Genomic DNA, 16,336 nt, shown 5'->3' with positions numbered 1-16,336 from the left:
CTCAGATCACTTCGCTGAAGAGACGGCCCCAGCCCTTCACCTGCCGCGTGTCGTAGTCGGCAAGCTGCAGCGACTTCCACACGACGGTCGAGATCGTGTCGTAGATCGGGATGCCCGTTTCCTCCTCGAGCGCCGGCACCAGGTGCGCGGCGTTCAGGTTCGTGCAGAAGATCGAAATCGCGCGCGGGCCGGCCGCCGCGACTTCGCGCACCATGTTGCCGATCTCGTCGCCCGTCACTTCGGAGAACGAGAAATTGACCTTCAGGTTCAGGTGACGCTCGGCGATGCAGTTCAGCCCCGAACGGCGATAGTTGTCGACGATCTTCGTCTGCACGTCGTCGAGATACGGCGTGACGAGGCCGAACTCGTGCGCGTTCGTCTTCTTCAGGATCTCGTTGAGCGCGAGCACCGACGTGGTGGCCGGAATGCCGGTCGCCGCAGTGATGCGCTCGCACAGCCGCTCGTCGGCTTCGAAGCCGAGCCAGCCCGACGACGTGCCGTTCCAGGCGATCACGTCGACCTTCGCGTCGGCGAGCAGCAGCGCGGCCTGGATGATCTTGTCGTCGTCGAACTGGCCGAGCGCCTGGCCCGTCAGCGAGATCTCGGTGACCGGAAAACGCGCGAAGTGCGCGGACACGCCCGGCAGGCCGGCGACCATCGCGCTCGTCAGCGGTTCGAGCGACGTGTTGGAGGACGGGGTGAGCATGCCGAGCAGGGTACGTTTTTTCATGACGGGTTTCTCTCTACCAGTGAATGCAGTCGATGCAGTGAAAGGGGTCGGTCAGACGGGGAGCTTGTTTTCGTAGTCGATCGCGCTGGAGCACACGAGCAGGCCGACGCCGGCCGCCGCGAACACCATCAGCGCAAGGAAATAGGAACCGGTGAACTGCACGATCGCGCCGACGACGATCGGCACGGTGACACCGCCGATGTTGCCGCCGAGGTTCATCAGGCCGCCGAGGAAGCCGATCTTGTTGCGCGTGCCGAGCGACGACGGGATGCACCAGTACAGCCCGCACCAGCGCAGAAAGAACAGCGTCGACGACAGCAGCGCGACGCACACGACGGCGTCCTTCACATACGCGACCGAGAAGATCGACACGGTGGCGATCACCGCCGCGATGCCGAACAGCGTGCGCATCACGACGTTCGGGCGGCCGCCCGCGGCCTTCCACTTGTCGGCGATCCAGCCGCCGAGCAGTTCGCCGACGAAGCCGCTGAAAAAGATGATGAAGGTCGAGCCGCCCATCTGCTTGATGTCGAAGCCGTGCACCTTGTGCAGGTAGTTCGGCATCCACGTGAGCAGCCCGTAGAACACGCTGTTGAAGCACATCCAGCCGAAGAACATGCACCACACCGAGCGGTACTTGAAGAAGTCGCGCGAACGGCCCGACGCGCCGGCCGGCTCGGCCGCGAGATCGCTCGCATGCGACGCCTCGATGTATTCGGCTTCGAGGTCGTTGACGCCCGCATGCTCGCGCGGCGAATTGCGGATGTAGTGCCACGCGAGCAGCCCGGCCAGCACGGTGCCGATGCCGGCCACCGCGAACGCGAGCCGCCACGAGCCGAGCACCGCGATCAGCCCGGCGATCAGCACCGCGCCCAGGGCCGCACCGAGCGGCGCGCCGCCGTCGAGCAGCGTGGCGCCGCGGCCGCGCTCGGTCTGCGTCATCCAGATCGCGTTGAGCTTGCCGCCGGCCGGGTAGATCGGCGCTTCGGCCGCGCCGAGGCCGAGGCGCGTGAGCAGCAGCGACGGTGCATTCGTGCACAACGCGGCGATCGCCTGGAAGAAGCCCCAGAACACGGTCGCCGTCGCGATCACGATACGCGGCTTGAACCGGTCGGCCAGCATCCCGCCCGGGATCTGCATCACGGCATAGGTCCAGAAGAACGAGCTGAGGATCAGACCCTCCATCGCGGGCCCGATATTGAACTCCTGCGAGATGTAAGGCATGGCGACGGACAGCGATGCGCGATCGACGTAGTTGATCGCGATGAGGCTCAGCATCACGACGAATATCTTCCAGCGAACAGCGGATTTGCCGACCGTCATGGCGGCGACACCGGAGGTTGAAGACATGGACGGACTCCAGGAGTGAACGAGGATGATCAGGACGTCGCGCAACGTGGAGCCGAGTATAGGATTAGAAATTTATAATTACCGTTAGCGTAAACACTTGGTTTGATTGAGATTCTTTTATCACGATGTTGGTGCAGGGTAAGCCCCGATATCGTGATAAGCTCGCACCATCATGAGCCAGACACCCCGCAATCCCCTGCTTCTGCGCACGCGCGGCATGGCCGCCGAGATCGCCGCGCGCCTGCGCGTGATGATCGACGAGGGCGAATTGCCGCCCGGCGCGCGGATCGACGAAAAGGAACTCAGCCTCGCGTTCGACGTGTCGAAAACGCCGCTGCGCGAAGCGCTGAAGGTGCTCGTCGCGGAAGGCGCCGTCACGCATCGCCAGTACATCGGCTATCGCGTCGCGTCGATCGACCTCGACGACCTGGTCTCGACGTTCGAGCTGCTGCACGGGCTCGAGGCGATGGCGGGCGAGTTGCTGCGCAAGCGGATCGGCACGGCGACGCTCGCCGCGCTGCAGGCGAAGCACCGGAAGATGGTGGAGTGTCATGAAGCCGGCAAGCGCATCGAGTATTTCCGGCTGAACCAGCAGATTCATCAGATGATCGTCGACGCGGCCGGCAACCCCGTGCTGTCGGGCATCTATGCGTCGCTGATGTCGAAGGTGCACCGCGCACGCGGCGCCGCGAACACGGACACGCTGCGTTGGGCCGAGTCGCTGCACGAGCACGAGGACATCATGGCCGCGCTCGCCGACCCCGACCATGCGGTGCTGCCGCAGGTATTGCGCAGCCATTCGGAAAACACCGCGCGCGAGGTGCTCGCGATCCTCGATCGCACGCGCACGGCCGACTCGCCGGAACAGCGCTCGGCCGGGCGCGTGAAGGCTGCCGGCTGACGATCCGCTAGGCTGCCTGCAACGCCCGCCGCGCCACTTCCGCGAAATACCGCGCGCCCACCGGCAGGATCGCGTCGTTGAAGTCGTACGTCGCGTTGTGCAGCGGCACGCCGCCGAGGCCACCCGCTTCACCGTTGCCGATGAACACGAAATTGCCGGGCACTGCCTGCAGGAACGCGCCGAAATCCTCGGAGATCATCATCGGCTGCACGTCGGCATTCACCGCCTCCGCGCCCGCGACCTGCGCCGCGGCCCGCACCGCCGTGTCGACCCACTCCGGCGAATTCACCGTCGGCGCGAACTCGTGCGTGTACTCGAACGTGCACGCCGCGCCGTGCGTGCGGCAGATCCCTTCGCTGATCTCGCGCATCCGCGTTTCCAGCAGCGCCTGCACGTCGCGCGAATAGCTGCGCGTGTCGCCCTTGATCGTCACCGTCGACGGCAGCACGTTGCGCAGCCCGTCGGTGATGAACTCCGTGCACGAGATCACCGCCTGCTGACCCGGGTCGAGATTGCGCGACACGATCGTCTGCAGCGCGAGCACGACCTGCGCGCCGATCACGATCGGATCGATGCCCATATGCGGGCGCGCCGCATGCGTGCCGCGCCCGTCGATCCGGATCACGAAGTTGTCCTCGCTCGCCATGATGCCGCCCGCGCGCGTCGAGAAGGTGCCCGCGCGCATGCCCGGCATGTTGTGCGCGCCGAAGATCGCGTCGACCGGGAAGCGCTCGAACAGCCCGTCGGCCATCATCGCCTTCGCGCCGCGGCCATGCTCCTCGGCCGGCTGGAAAATGAAACGCACGGTCCCGTCGAAATCCTTGCGCTCGGCCAGCAGTCGTGCCGCACCGAGCACCATCGACATGTGGCCGTCGTGCCCGCACGCGTGCATCTTGCCCGGCGTGCGCGACGCATGTTCGCGGCCCGGCGCGTGCTCGGCGATGTTCAGCGCGTCCATGTCCGCGCGGATGCCGATCGCGCGCTTGCCGGTGCCGGCCGTCAGGTTCGCGACGAGCCCCGTGCCGCCGATCCCGCGATGCACGTCGAGCCCGAGTGCCGTCAGGATGCGCGCGACGTAGTCCGACGTGTTCACTTCCTCGAAACCCGTCTCCGGATGCTGGTGCAGGTGGCGGCGCCAGGTCTTCAGTTGCCCCTGCAGCGTGCTTTCGTCGATTGCGTCCATTGCGTTTGCCTCGTCGGTCGGAGTTGGTCGTAGTCGGTCGTCGTCGGTCGTGATGTCGTTCAGGCCGCCACCGTCGCGCGGTCCAGCCAGTCGCGCTGCCGCGCGAGCACGGCGTCGGCCGCCTCGCCGACGCAGCTCCGGTACACGGACGGCGCCGTCGCGCCTTCCGTATTGATCGCCAGCACACGCGAATGCGCGTCGAGCCCCACCTGCCGCGCGCGTGCCGGGTCGCGCATCAGCACGTCCAGCCCCGCGACGCCGGCCGCGCCCGATTCGCCGGCCACGACCGGCACGTCGCGTTCGCTGCCGGCCGCGAGGCCGCGCATCGCCTGCACCGCGTCTTCGTCGTCGATCAGCATGAAATGGTCGATGCACATCTCGAGGAAATCCCACGCCAGCGGCGACGCCTCGCCGCACGCGAGCCCGGCCATCACCGAATCGACGCTGCCGGTCGCCTTGGTGGCGCGCCCGGCCAGTGCACTCTGGTACAGGCAGTCGGCCTGGCGCGGCTCGACGACGATGAAATGCGGCCGCTCCACGCCGTCGCGCTCCCACAGATAACTCGCGACGCCCGCGGCGAGGCCGCCCACGCCGCCCTGCAGCAGCACATGCGTGAACGGCCGCCCGCCGTCCGGCGCCGCCTGCGCGGCGGCCTCGGCGGCGATCACGCCGTAGCCCTGCATCACGTCGCGCGGAATCGCTTCGTAGCCGTCGTACGACGTATCCGATACGACATACCAGCCGTTCGCCTGCGCGAGCTGTGCCGCGCAGACCACCGATTCGTCGTAGTTCCCCGCGATGCGCACGATCCGCGCGCCGTACGCGGAGATCGCGCGCTCACGCTCCGCCTCGACGTTCGCGTGCAGCACGATCACGCACCCGCAGCCGATCGCGCGCGCGGCGGCGGCGAGCGCGCGGCCGTGATTGCCGTCGGTCGCGCTGATCACCGTCAGGTCGGCCAGTTCGGACGCATAGCGGCCGGTGACGAGCCCTTGCGGATCGAGATCCTGCTGGCGGCGCAGCCGCTTCACGAGCCGCACCAGCGCGATCGGCGCGCCAAGCGCCTTGAAGCTGCCGAGCGGCGAGCGGCACGACTCGTCCTTCACGCTGACGCTCGCGACGCCGAGCCGCGCGGCGAGATCCGGCAGCACGCGCAGCGGCGTGCGCGCGTGGCCGACGAGCGGCCAGTGCGACAGCCACGCGCCGCTTTCGTCGGCCGACGCGATGTTCATCACGCGTCGCAGCGCGTGGGGATAGGTGGCGCGCGATGCGCGGGGGTTGGCGATCAGCATGGCGAAAGGCTCGGGAACAGGGCCGCGCCGGCGGCCCGTCGGGTGGATCGGATCGGGCAAGCGCGGGTTGCGCTCGCTGTCGGTCCGAAAAATAATATTGCGCATCACGGTCAATAAAATCGCCGAATCGACCGTCCATACGCAAAAATTTCTCATTCTTTCGAGGTTTCACGCACCATCATGACCACCCCACTCGATGCGTTCGATCGCAAGCTGCTGATGGAAATCCAGCGCGACGCGCAGACGCCGCAGAGCGAACTCGGCGCGCGCGTCAACCTGTCGACCGCGGCCGTGAACCGGCGCCTGAAACGTCTCGCGGACGACGGCGTGATCGAGCGCTACACCGCCGTCGTCGCACCGGACAAGGTCGATCATCCGCTGACGATCGTCGTCAACGTCGAGGTCGAAAGCGAGCAGATCGACCAGCTCGACGCGATGAAACGTGCGTTCGAGCGCTGCCCGCAGATCCAGCAGTGCTACTACGTGACGGGGGAATGGGATTTCGTGCTGATCGTCGCGGTGCGCAACATGGATCAGTACAACGCGCTCACGCGCGAGCTGTTCTTCGCGAACAACAACGTGAAGCGGTTCAAGACGCTGGTGAGCATGAGCCGCGTGAAGGTCGGGCTCGAGGTGCCGGTCGATCCGGGCGAATGAGTAAGTGAACGAGTGAGCGATTGCACACATGAAGCGGCCGGCACCCGATCGCGCGCACCGGCCGTTTCCCATCGACGGCTACGTCAGCGGCAACTGAAGCTCGCCGCCGAATTCACGTCGCCTGAACCGTTGTAGCGCGCCACCTGCGGATACGGGCACAGCGGGCGCGTACGACCCGCGCCCCATGACGCCGGCACATCCGCACTCGGCACCGCGTTCGTCGCGTCGCGCGCGGCGGCCACCACCGTAGCGGGCGCCTGCCCCTGCTCGACCCACGCGACGAGCGGCGTCAGCAGGTCGAACTGGTCGGCCGCCGGCCCGCCCGAACAGTGGTTCATCCCCGGCACCGGATAAAGGCGCGCGAAATCCGACGCATCGCCGCCGTTTGCCTGTGCGAGCCGCGCATACCAGTCACGCGTGTCGTCGAACGAGAACACCGGGTCGCCGGTGCCGTGATAGACGAGCAGCTTCGCGCCGCGCGCCTTCAGCGCGGACAGGTTCGTCTCGTCGGGCGGCGTCATGAACGTCCACGCGGATTGCGTGTACGTGCCGTTCGTCGCGAAGATCGCCGGTGCGTCGTTGTCCATGTCGAAGCCGAGCGCGAAACCGGGCAGGTTCGCGAGCGTCGCGGCGCTTTTCGGCGGCGTCGTGAACGTGAACGCCATCGCGGCCGGATCGAGCGTGATCGAATTCGACTGCTTCCACGCGGCCCAGCCGCCACCGGCGATGCCCGGGTCGTACGGAAAGCCCGCGTAGAGTGCCGTGCCCGCGCTGTTGCGTGCGCCCGTGAACACGTTCTCGAGCGCGGTCTTCTGTGCGGGCGTCAGGCAGGCGCCCGTGCGCGTGCCGTTCGCGCAAGTCGGGACGTCCGACTCGACGCTGAAGTGCGCCTGGCACGCGGCGACGTCCTGCACCATCCCGTCGGCCGTGCCGTCGAGTGCATCGCATTTCTCGAGGATCTTCGCGCCGACGAACTGCCGCTCCGCGTCGGTGAAGCCGCTGCGGATGTCCGGCAGCCCGTTCGTCCCGGTCGCCGAGGCGATCTTCGCGAACTGCTGCGCGCCGTACATCTCGCCGATCGCCGCCTTCGGCAGATGAAAGCCCGGATCGCCCGCGATGATGCCGTCGTAGTCGGCCGGGTTGCGCACGGCGGTGACCATCGCGTGACGGCCGCCGTTCGAGCAGCCGCCGAAATAGCTGCGGTCGGGCGCCTTGCCGTATGCGAGCCGGATCACCTGCTTCGCCATCGGCGTGAGCGCGTCGACCGCACCGTAGCCGTAGTCGATGCGCGCCTGCGGATCGAAGCCGAACAGCGGATTCTGCGCGGCACTGTGCCCGGAATCCGAACTGATCACGGCGAACCCCATGTTCAGCGCATCGTTCAACGGCCCGCCGCCGCCGATCTCGCCGGTCGCGGTCACGACATTGCCGTCGAGCCCGCCGTTCGCCTGGTAGAAGAAGCGGCCGTTCCACGCCTTCGGCAAGCGCATCTCGAAGCCGATTGCGTAGGTCTTGCCGTCCACCGCGCTCACGCGCTCGTTCATCTTTCCTTCGATCACGCAGTGCTCGGCGACCGGCTTGCCGGCCACCTTCAGCGTGCCCGCGGCCGCGGTCGTCACCGACGTGAACGACGTGTTCGCATACGCGAGCTTCGCGGCGAGCGCGTCGCAGGTCTGCGCCATCGCGGCCGGCGTCGCGGCGCTCATATGTGTCGGCGTGGCGTTGACCGAATCGTCGCCGCCGCACCCGGCGAGCATCGCCGCCGCGGACAGCGGCGCAATGCAAAGGAATGCAGATTTTCTGTTCAAGATATCCCTCGTTCGTCAGGCTGCCGAATCAGAACATGTGCCGCACGCCGACCATCGCGCCGAGCTGCCCCATCCCTTCGCCGGGCGTCGTGCCGGGCCCGCCGCCGCTGACCGCGTAGCGTGCATGCGCGCTGTTCCACAGATACGACGACTGCGCATAGACGGCCGTGCGCTTGGTCAGCAGATAGGTCGCGCGCAGCGTGGCCATCGTCGCGCGCGTGTCGTGCGCGCTGTTGACGATCCGGTAGCCTTCGCCGTCGACGACGAAATCCGGCTTGACCGCATACGACGCGCCGACGAAGAACAGGTCGGAATGCGCGCCCGGCGCGGCCGGCGAACCGGTCGACACGCGCCGCCCGATCCAGCCCGCGCCGATCCGCGCGCCGGCCGCCTGCGCATACGCGCTCACGTGCGTGCGTGCGTCCTTGCCGCCGCTGCTCGTGAAAGGAACGGGCGCCACGCCGTCGAAGAAGTTGGCGGCCGCGCCGGTGCCGCCGCGCTGCTCCTCGTACGACGCCGCCGCACCGAAATACGCGCTGTCGTACTTGAGCATCACCGACCAGTTGCGGCACTGCGTGGCGTCGCCCGGCACCTGCCCCGCGCACGTGCCCTGCCCCGGCGAGTTGCCGGTGCCCGCGCCGTCGCGGCCGAACGAATACGCGGCGCCGAGCGTCACGCCGCGATAGGTGCCGACGTAGGTCACCGCATTGTCGGAGCGGCCGTTCGGCACGTACGCGTCGAACGAGCCGAGGCCGTAGATGTCGGGGCCGATGATGTCCGCGCCCTGCAGCGCGAGATAGGTCATCGTGTACTGGCGGCCGAACGCGAGCGTGCCGAAACCGCCCTTCAGCCCGACGAACGCCTGCCGCCCGAACAGCCGGCCGCCCTGCCCGAGATCGCCGCCGCGCACGTTGAAGCCGCTTTCGAGCGTGAACACCGCCTGGTAGCCGCCGCCGAGATCCTCGGTGCCGCGCAGGCCCCAGCGCGACGGCAGCTCGCCCGTCACGCCCGGCATGCGTACCACATGGTCGCCGGCCGCGTTCGCGTGCGACACGAACTCGACGCCCGTGTCGATGATCCCGTACAGCGTCACGCTCGACTGCGCGTGCGCGCCGGTCGCGGCCAGCGCGCATGCGCCGGCCGCCAGCAAGGCTTTGGTGTGCTTCATGGTGTTCGTCTCCAGACCTGTGTCGTAATCGCGCTCTACCGGCGCTCGTGGTTGAAATGGGAAGAAATCAGTCGTGCGCCTGCGGGCGCCGGATCAGCATCAGCGCAGCGATGGCGGCGACGAGCGTGACGGGAATGCTCGCGCCGATCACGACCGACGCGCTGCGGCCCATGGCGAGCAGTTCGGCGGCGGCGAGCGGCCCGACCACCGAGCCGAGGCGGCCGACGGCAACGGCGGAGCCGACGCCGGTGCCGCGCATCGCGGTCGGGTAATAGATCGCGGCCAGCGCATACAGCACCGACTGGCCGCCGACGACGAACATCCCGGCCGCGAACGCGGCGACGGACAGCCACAGGAGGCCGGGCGCGATCGCCAGCGCGGCGAGCGACAGCACGATCCCCGCGTACATGCCGCCGACCACGCGCGACGGACGCAAGCGGTCCATCGACATGCCGATGCCGAGCACGCCGAGGCCGCTGCCGATGTTGAAGAAGATCTGCACGATCCCGGCCTGGCTGCGCGCGAGCCCCTTCGCGGCCATCAGCGACGGCAGCCAGTTCAGCAGGAAATACAGCACGATCAGCGTGCAGAAGTAGCTGAGCCACAACGCCAGTGTCGTGCCGGTGCGCGAGCCGCCGAACAGCGTCTGTCCGACGCTGGGGCGCGCCGCGCCCGATGCGCTGACGTCGAGGAACGCACGCGATTCGGGGAGCAGTGCGAGCAGCAGCGGCGCGAGCAGCAGCGGGCCGACGCCCCCGACATAGAAAATGTGCCGCCATTCGGTGTCGCCTGCGAGCAGCACGCCGATCAGCGACGCGATCACGCCGCCGAACGGAATCCCGCAGTACATCACGGCCACCGCGCTGCTGCGCGAGCGTGCGTCGACCGCTTCCGACGACAAGGCAATGAGGTTCGGCATCGCGCCGCCGAGGCCGAGGCCGGTCAGCGCACGAACGGCGACCAGCATCGCGAAGCTCGACACCTGCGCGGTCGCGATCGACAGCAGCCCGAACAGGCAGACCGACGCGATCAGCACGTGCTTGCGGCCGACCCGGTCGGCCAGCCAGCCGCCGAGCATCGCGCCCGGCAGCAGGCCGAACGTGCCCGCGCTGAACGCGAGCCCCATCTGTGAAACCGAGAGCCCGAATTCGTGGGCCATGCGCGGTGCCGCGACGCCGACCGACTGCAGGTCGAGCCCCTCGAGCAATGCGATCGCGAAACACAGGCCGAGCGTCGTCGCGACGGCCGGCCTTGCGGCAACGGAAGTGTCCATGTCGTCTCCTAACCGTGACTCGCGCGGCATACGCGGAACGCATGCGCGGTGTCCTTGCTTTATCGTGATCGGGTCTCGTCTATTTATCAGGTAACCTGATTAAGAACCCGAAAGAAAATCCCGTCGAGGGACGGGATGATTTAATAACAGGTAACCTGATATTTCAAGTGTCGCGAGCGCGGTGTTAACCCGCAACCCGTTCGCGACCCGGGCCATGCCGCGGCATGGCCCGGAACGGCCGGAGAAACCGGAACGAAAGACGCGGCGGCGTGCTCAGTCGCGCAGGTTGCGCACGAACAGCTCGAGCGTGCGGTGAACCTGCGCGACGTCGTCGGCGCTCACGTCGTCGCCGAGCATCCGGCGTTCGAGCGGCCGCAGCACCTGCTCGCATTCGCGCAGGATTGCCGAGCCCTCGTCGGTCAGACGCAGCAGGATCACGCGGCCGTGGCTGGGATCGGCCTCGCGCGTCACGAAGCCGCGGGCGGCCATCGCAACCATCACTTCGTTCGCGGATTGCGGCGTGATGAACGAGCGCACCGCGAGTTGCGCATTGGACAGCGCGCCGCGCGCCTCGAGCACCGACAGCGCCGTGTACTGCGCGAGCGTCACACCGAGCGGCGCGAGCGCATCGCTCATCTGGCGGCGCAGCAGCCGGTCGAGATTGCCGATCAGGTAGGTAAGCCGCTGCTGCGAACGCATGCGCGGCCTGGCTTCGCTGGCGCGGGCCGTGCGTTTCGTGCCGGCCGGTTTGACGGGTGTCGAACTCATGAACGTGTCGGAAGGAGGATCGCGGGCCATCTTACCTCACGCGGTCCGTATATCAGGCCGTAATCAGCCCGTATATCGGCCCGCACGGCGGCTCGCGCCGGCCGGCGAGCCGCCCAGGGGGCCGTCCACGCCCGGCTCGGACGAACCTTATGCCGCGGCAACCGGCAACGCCGCGCGGCAGCCCGCGTCGACCAGCGCGAGCCGGTGTGCGAATGCCGCGAGCGGATAGTCGAAGAAGTAGGTGCCGACCGCGCGCTTGCCCGCACGGAACGAATCGTCTCCCGGCGCATCGCCGACGATGCGCAGCGTGCGCGCCCACGCGAACGCGAGCAGCAGCCAGCCGACCAGCGCGAGATAGTCGTCCGCGACGCGGTAAGGCAGATCCGGATCGTGCTCGCTCGCGCGGATCACGCCGGCCGTCACGCGCTCGAGGTCCGCGCACAGCGTGGCGACGCGCGCCCCGGCGTCCCTCGCCCGCTCGTCCGCTGCCGCCTGGACGCACTGCGCGGCTTCCGCGTGAATCGACTCGAGCAGCGCATGCAGCGCCTCGCCGCGATCCCCCAGCACCTTGCGCACCAGCAGATCGATCGCCTGGATCTCGTTGGTCCCTTCGTACAGCATCGACACGCGGCAATCGCGCACCGTCTGTTCGATCCCGTATTCGTGAACGTAGCCGTAGCCGCCGAATACCTGCAGCGCGTTCGACGCGGCCGCGAAGCCGTTCGCGGTGAAGAACGCCTTGGCAACCGGCGTGAGCAACGATGCCAGCCGCGACGCCGCAAGCCGTGCCGGCGGCTGCGGATCGTGCGCGGCGACGTCGAGCCAGTGCGCGATCCAGTAGCCGATCGCGCGCTCGCCTTCGACGATCGCCTGCGCATCGAGCAGGATGCGGCGGATCGCGGCGTGTTGCGCGATCGGCGCCGCCCTGCCCTGCACGCGCTCGCGCGCATAGGCCGACGCGGCCTGCCATGCGCACTGCGCATGCCCGACACCCTGCATGGCGACCTGCAGGCGCGCCGCGTTCATCATCACGAACATCGATGCGAGCCCGCGATGCGGCTCGCCGACGAGCCAGCCCGCAGCCGCGTCGAAACGCATCGTGCAGGTCGGGCTTGCCTTCAGCCCCATCTTCTTCTCGATGCCGTCGCACCAGACGCCGTTGCGCACGCGGCCGCCCGGCGCGTCGAGCCACTTCGGCACGACGAACAGCGACAGCCCCTTCGTTCCCGTCGGCGCATCGGGCAGCCGCGCGAGCACGAGATGCACGATGTTGTCGGTCAGGTCGTGCTCGCCGCCGGTGATGAACAGCTTGCTGCCGCTGATCCGGTAGCCGTCGGCGGCCGGGTCCGGCACTGCCTGCGTGCGCAGCAGGCCGAGATCGCTGCCCGCCTGTGGCTCGGTGATGCACATCGTCGTCAGCCACTCGCCGCTCGCGATCTTCGGCAGCACGTCGCGCTTCAGGCGCTCGCCGCCGTGCGCGCGCAGGCACGCCACCGCGCCGTGCGTGAGCCCCGGCGACATCAGCCACGCATGGTTCGCCCCCGCGAGCATCTCCTGCAGCGCGACGTCGAGCAGATGCGGCAGCCCCTGGCCGCCGCAATCGGCGTCGAGCGCCAGCGTCGGCCAGCCGGCGTCGACGTAGTCGCGGTACGCATCGCGAAAGCCCGCCGGCATCGTCACGCCGGCACCGTCGAACCGGCAGCCCTCGAGATCGCCGGTCGAATCGAGCGGCGCGATGCGTTCGACGACGAAGCGGGCGGCTTCGTCGAGCACCTGCCCGGCGGTCGACAGGTCGAGCTCCGCCCAGTCGGGCACGCGGCGCCACAGCGCCGGCGCATCGAGCCATTCGCCGATCACGAACAGCATGTCGCGCAACGGCGCGCAATACGCGTTGCTCATCGCGCGCGCCTCATGCGCGGCGCGCCGTGCCGGCGACGATCACACCCGCGTCGGCCGCGCCCGGTTCGTACATCGCGTCGACCACCGCCGCACGGTGCATGAGCACCGCACGCTGGTTGATCGAGCCCTTGTCGGTGACTTCGCCGAGATCGAGCGAAGGCGGCGTTTCGAGCACGCACAGCCGCGTGACGAACGTCGCGCTGCCGGTCGCATCGCGGTTCAGGCGCTCGAGCAGGTCCGCGAAGAACGCCCTCACCGCGGGCGCCTGCAGGACGGTGCGCATGTCGGCATCCGGTGCCGCGCCGGCCAGGCGACGGCAATCGTCGACGCGCGGGAAGATCATCACGCCGACGTCGTCGCGGTTCATCCCCGTGACGACCGCGTCCTGCACGTACGGCGCGCCGTTCGACACGATCCTCGCGCGCATGGGCCCGACGCTCACGAAGGTGCCCGACGACAGCTTGAAATCCTCCGCGATGCGCCCGTCGAACATCAGGCCGATCTCCGGCCGCGCGGGATCGACGAAACGCACCGCATCGCCGCTGCGGTAGTAGCCCTCCTCGTCGAATACCTCGCGCGCGTCGTCGCCGCTCGCGCGCCAATAACCGGCCATCACGTTCGGCCCGCGAAAGCGCGCCTCGAGCTTGCCGTCGACCGGCACCAGCTTCGCGTCGCAGCCGGGCGCGGGCAGGCCGATGTAGCCGGCTCCCGACATCGGCCCGGTGGTGAACATGCACGATGGCGCGGCCTCGGTCATCCCGAGGCCCGCCATGATCCGGATGCGCTCGCCGCAGTGCGCGAGCGTCACGCGCTCGAGCCGGTCCCATGCGGCCTGCGACAGTCCGGCGCCCGCGAAGAAATACATCTTCACGCGCGAGAAGAAGGTTTCGCGCAGCGCGGCATCCGTTTCGAGCGCCGCGGTCAGCTCTTCCCAGCCCTTCGGCACGTTGAAATACACGGTGGGCGCGATCTCGCGCAGGTTGCGCAGCGTCTCGCCGAACTTGCCGGCGACCGGCTTGCCGTCGTCGATGTACAGCGTGCCGCCGTTGTACAGCGCGATGCCGACGTTATGGCTGCCGCCGAACGTGTGATTCCACGGCAGCCAGTCGACCAGCACCGGCGGCTCCAGACCGAACTGCGGAAACGTCTCGAGCAGCATCTGCTGGTTGCTGCACAGCATCCGGTGCGTGGTCGGCACCGCCTTGGGCAGCCGTGTCGACCCAGACGTGAACAGGAATTTCGCGATCGTGTCGCCGGTGATCGCACCGTGCGCGGCATCGACGCTGCCCGGTGTCGTGTCGAGCAGCGACGAAAAACGCGTGACGCCATCCATCCCGTCGGGTGCCGACACGACCACGCGCTCGACATCAGGCGGCACCGACGCGTCGAGCGCGGCACGAAACGCCGCGCCGTCCGACGCGAAGACCAGCCCCGGCGTGAGCACGGCGAGCGCGTGGCGCAGCTTGCCGTAATCGCTCGACACGAGCGAATACGCGGGCGACAGCGGCGCATGCGGAATGCCGGCCCACATCGCGCCGAACGCGAGTTGCAGATGTTCGAGGTCGTTGCCCGACAGGATCGCGACGGGCCGCTCGGCCGACAGCCCGCGATCGAGCAGCGCCTGGCCGATTGCGCGGGCGCGCTCGAGCATCTGCGCATACGTGATGCCGATCCACGTACCGTCGGGCCCGCGCCGCGCGACCAGCCAGCGGTCCGGATGCGCGCGCGCGCCGCTCGCGAGCCGGTCGGTCAGCCGGTGTGGGTACGCGCCGAGCGGGGTCGTCGCGCGCAAGGTCCAGCAGCCGTCGCGTTGCACGATCTCCGGCGGTGCCGTGCCGATCGCCACGGGGCGATAGCCGGCGGGAACGCGCTGCGCGGCAGCCGCGTCGCGCAGTTGGGTCGGATCCGCATCCAAGTTCTGTCTCCGGTCGGTTCCGCCCCGCGCGCGTGCGCGCGCCGGGCGGGGACTTCATTGTGTCGTTGTCTCAACTGGGGCGCCGCGGCGCCCGGGACTGCTCAGATCGGGTAGTGACGCGGCGTGGTCTGGACCGTGATCCAGCGCAGGTCGGTAAACTCGGCGATCGACGCCTTGCTGCCGAAGCGGCCGTAGCCGCTTGCCTTCACGCCGCCGAACGGCATCTGCGCCTCGTCGTGCACCGTCGGCCCGTTGATGTGGCAGATGCCCGATTCGACCTGCTTCGCGACCTGCATCGCGCGCGCGATATCGCGGCTGAACACCGCCGCCGACAGCCCGTACTCGCTCTCGTTCGCGGCCGCGAGCGCTGCGGCGTCGCCGTCGACGCGCTGCACGGTCACCACCGGCCCGAACGATTCGTCCGCATACAGCTGCATGTCGCGCGTGACACCGTCGACGATCGTCGGCTGCATCACCGCGCCGTCGACTTCACAGCCGAGCGGCAGCGCGGCGCCGTGCGCGCGCGCGTCGTCCACCATCGCCGCGATCCGCTGCGCGGCGGCCGCGCTTTCGAGCGTGCCCAGCACAACGCCCGGCGCGGCCGGGTTGCCTGCCTTCAGCGTGCGCGCCTTCGCGACGAGCCGTTCGACGAACGCATCGGCGACCTTGCGATCGACGATCACGCGCTCGGTCGACATGCAGATCTGCCCCTGGTTGAAGAACGCGCCGAATGCGACCGCCTCGACCGCCGCGTCGAGATCGGCGTCGTCGAGCACGAGCACCGGCGCCTTGCCGCCGAGTTCAAGCAGCGCCGGCTTCAGGTGCTGCGCGGCGAGCGTCGCGACGATGCGGCCGACGCGTGTCGAACCGGTGAAGTTCACGCGGCGCACCGCCGGGTTCGCGATCAGCCGCTCGACGATCGCCGGCGCGTCCTGCGGCGCATGCGTGATCACGTTGACCACGCCGTCGCCGAGCCCTGCGTCGTGCAGCACGCTGCCGATCAGCCGGTGCACGCCCGGACAACCCTCGGACGCCTTCAGCACCACCGTGTTGCCGCATGCGAGCGGCATCGCGAGCGCACGGGTCGCGAGAATCACCGGCGCATTCCACGGCGCGATCCCGAGCACGACACCGCACGGCTGGCGCACGGCCATCGCGAGGCTGCCGGGCACGTCCGACGGGATCACCGCGCCGTCGATCTGCGTGGTCATCGCGGCCGCCTCGCGCAGCATGTTCGCCGCGAGCATCACGTTGAAGCCGTACCAGTTCGCCATCGCACCGGTTTCCGCGCGGCCGGTTTCGATGAATTCACCCGCGCGCGCGTCCATCCGGTCGGCCGCCGCGAGCAGCCGCCGACGGCGCTCGGTCGGCGCGAGCGCGGCCCACGCGGGG

13 protein-coding genes are annotated in these 16,336 nt (G+C 68.7%); 2 read left to right on the top strand and 11 right to left on the bottom strand.

What is annotated here, in order from left to right; genetic code table 11:
• Nucleotide 1: 1 nt before the first annotated feature.
• Together DPV74_RS06915 and DPV74_RS06910 are read right to left on the bottom strand one after the other, a co-directional pair.
• Nucleotides 2-730: an aspartate/glutamate racemase family protein gene (locus DPV74_RS06915; protein WP_021158640.1), complete on the bottom strand. Its 729-nt coding sequence runs from the start codon at nucleotides 728-730 to the stop codon at nucleotides 2-4.
• A 51-nt stretch (nucleotides 731-781) separates the two neighbouring features.
• On the bottom strand, nucleotides 782-2,080 hold the full coding sequence (locus DPV74_RS06910; protein WP_060174066.1) for an MFS transporter: 1,299 nt from the start codon (nucleotides 2,078-2,080) through the stop codon (nucleotides 782-784).
• Between the two features lie 172 nt (nucleotides 2,081-2,252).
• Here DPV74_RS06910 and DPV74_RS06905 point away from each other — a divergent pair, with 172 nt between their 5' ends.
• Nucleotides 2,253-2,981: a GntR family transcriptional regulator gene (locus DPV74_RS06905; protein ID WP_119336835.1), complete on the top strand. Its 729-nt coding sequence runs from the start codon at nucleotides 2,253-2,255 to the stop codon at nucleotides 2,979-2,981.
• 7 nt (nucleotides 2,982-2,988) lie between these two features.
• Here the strand turns inward: DPV74_RS06905 and DPV74_RS06900 are convergent, their stop codons facing one another.
• Both DPV74_RS06900 and DPV74_RS06895 read right to left on the bottom strand, forming a co-directional pair.
• Nucleotides 2,989-4,164 (bottom strand): M20 aminoacylase family protein, encoded by a 1,176-nt coding sequence (locus DPV74_RS06900; RefSeq protein WP_119336834.1) that lies wholly within the window; start codon nucleotides 4,162-4,164, stop codon nucleotides 2,989-2,991.
• Nucleotides 4,165-4,223: 59 nt separating this feature from the next.
• On the bottom strand, nucleotides 4,224-5,456 hold the full coding sequence (locus DPV74_RS06895) for a diaminopropionate ammonia-lyase (protein WP_119336854.1): 1,233 nt from the start codon (nucleotides 5,454-5,456) through the stop codon (nucleotides 4,224-4,226).
• Nucleotides 5,457-5,636: 180 nt separating this feature from the next.
• Between DPV74_RS06895 and DPV74_RS06890 the strand changes: the two genes are divergently transcribed.
• Nucleotides 5,637-6,113, top strand: coding sequence for an Lrp/AsnC family transcriptional regulator (locus tag DPV74_RS06890; RefSeq protein ID WP_027790255.1), 477 nt, complete (start codon nucleotides 5,637-5,639; stop codon nucleotides 6,111-6,113).
• An 83-nt stretch (nucleotides 6,114-6,196) separates the two neighbouring features.
• Here DPV74_RS06890 and DPV74_RS06885 read toward each other — a convergent pair whose 3' ends face one another.
• From DPV74_RS06885 to DPV74_RS06855, 7 genes are all read right to left on the bottom strand, one after another.
• Nucleotides 6,197-7,921 carry a tannase/feruloyl esterase family alpha/beta hydrolase gene (locus DPV74_RS06885; RefSeq protein ID WP_119336833.1) on the bottom strand — a complete coding sequence of 575 codons (1,725 nt, stop codon included), beginning with the start codon at nucleotides 7,919-7,921 and terminating at the stop codon, nucleotides 6,197-6,199.
• Nucleotides 7,922-7,949: 28 nt separating this feature from the next.
• Nucleotides 7,950-9,089, bottom strand: a complete 1,140-nt coding sequence (locus DPV74_RS06880; protein WP_027790253.1) for a porin — start codon at nucleotides 9,087-9,089, stop codon at nucleotides 7,950-7,952.
• Between the two features lie 67 nt (nucleotides 9,090-9,156).
• Nucleotides 9,157-10,362, bottom strand: coding sequence for a 3-(3-hydroxy-phenyl)propionate transporter MhpT (gene mhpT, locus DPV74_RS06875; protein ID WP_119336832.1), 1,206 nt, complete (start codon nucleotides 10,360-10,362; stop codon nucleotides 9,157-9,159).
• A 273-nt stretch (nucleotides 10,363-10,635) separates the two neighbouring features.
• Entirely contained in the window at nucleotides 10,636-11,130 is a 495-nt protein-coding gene (locus tag DPV74_RS06870; RefSeq protein WP_027790251.1) for a MarR family winged helix-turn-helix transcriptional regulator, read from the bottom strand.
• A gap of 147 nt (nucleotides 11,131-11,277) precedes the next feature.
• A complete protein-coding gene (locus DPV74_RS06865) occupies nucleotides 11,278-13,029 on the bottom strand; it encodes an acyl-CoA dehydrogenase (RefSeq protein ID WP_119336831.1) in 1,752 nt (583 codons plus the stop codon).
• 10 nt (nucleotides 13,030-13,039) lie between these two features.
• Nucleotides 13,040-14,944, bottom strand: a complete 1,905-nt coding sequence (locus tag DPV74_RS06860; protein ID WP_119336830.1) for a feruloyl-CoA synthase — start codon at nucleotides 14,942-14,944, stop codon at nucleotides 13,040-13,042.
• A 101-nt stretch (nucleotides 14,945-15,045) separates the two neighbouring features.
• Nucleotides 15,046-16,336 (bottom strand): aldehyde dehydrogenase (locus DPV74_RS06855; RefSeq protein WP_162922973.1); only part of this gene is annotated, 1,291 nt, incomplete at its 5' end.

The sequence above is a fragment of the Burkholderia sp. HAN2018 genome, assembly GCF_024704855.1.
GTDB lineage: Bacteria > Pseudomonadota > Gammaproteobacteria > Burkholderiales > Burkholderiaceae > Burkholderia > Burkholderia cepacia.
This window is presented reverse-complemented; position numbering and strand designations above follow the sequence as displayed.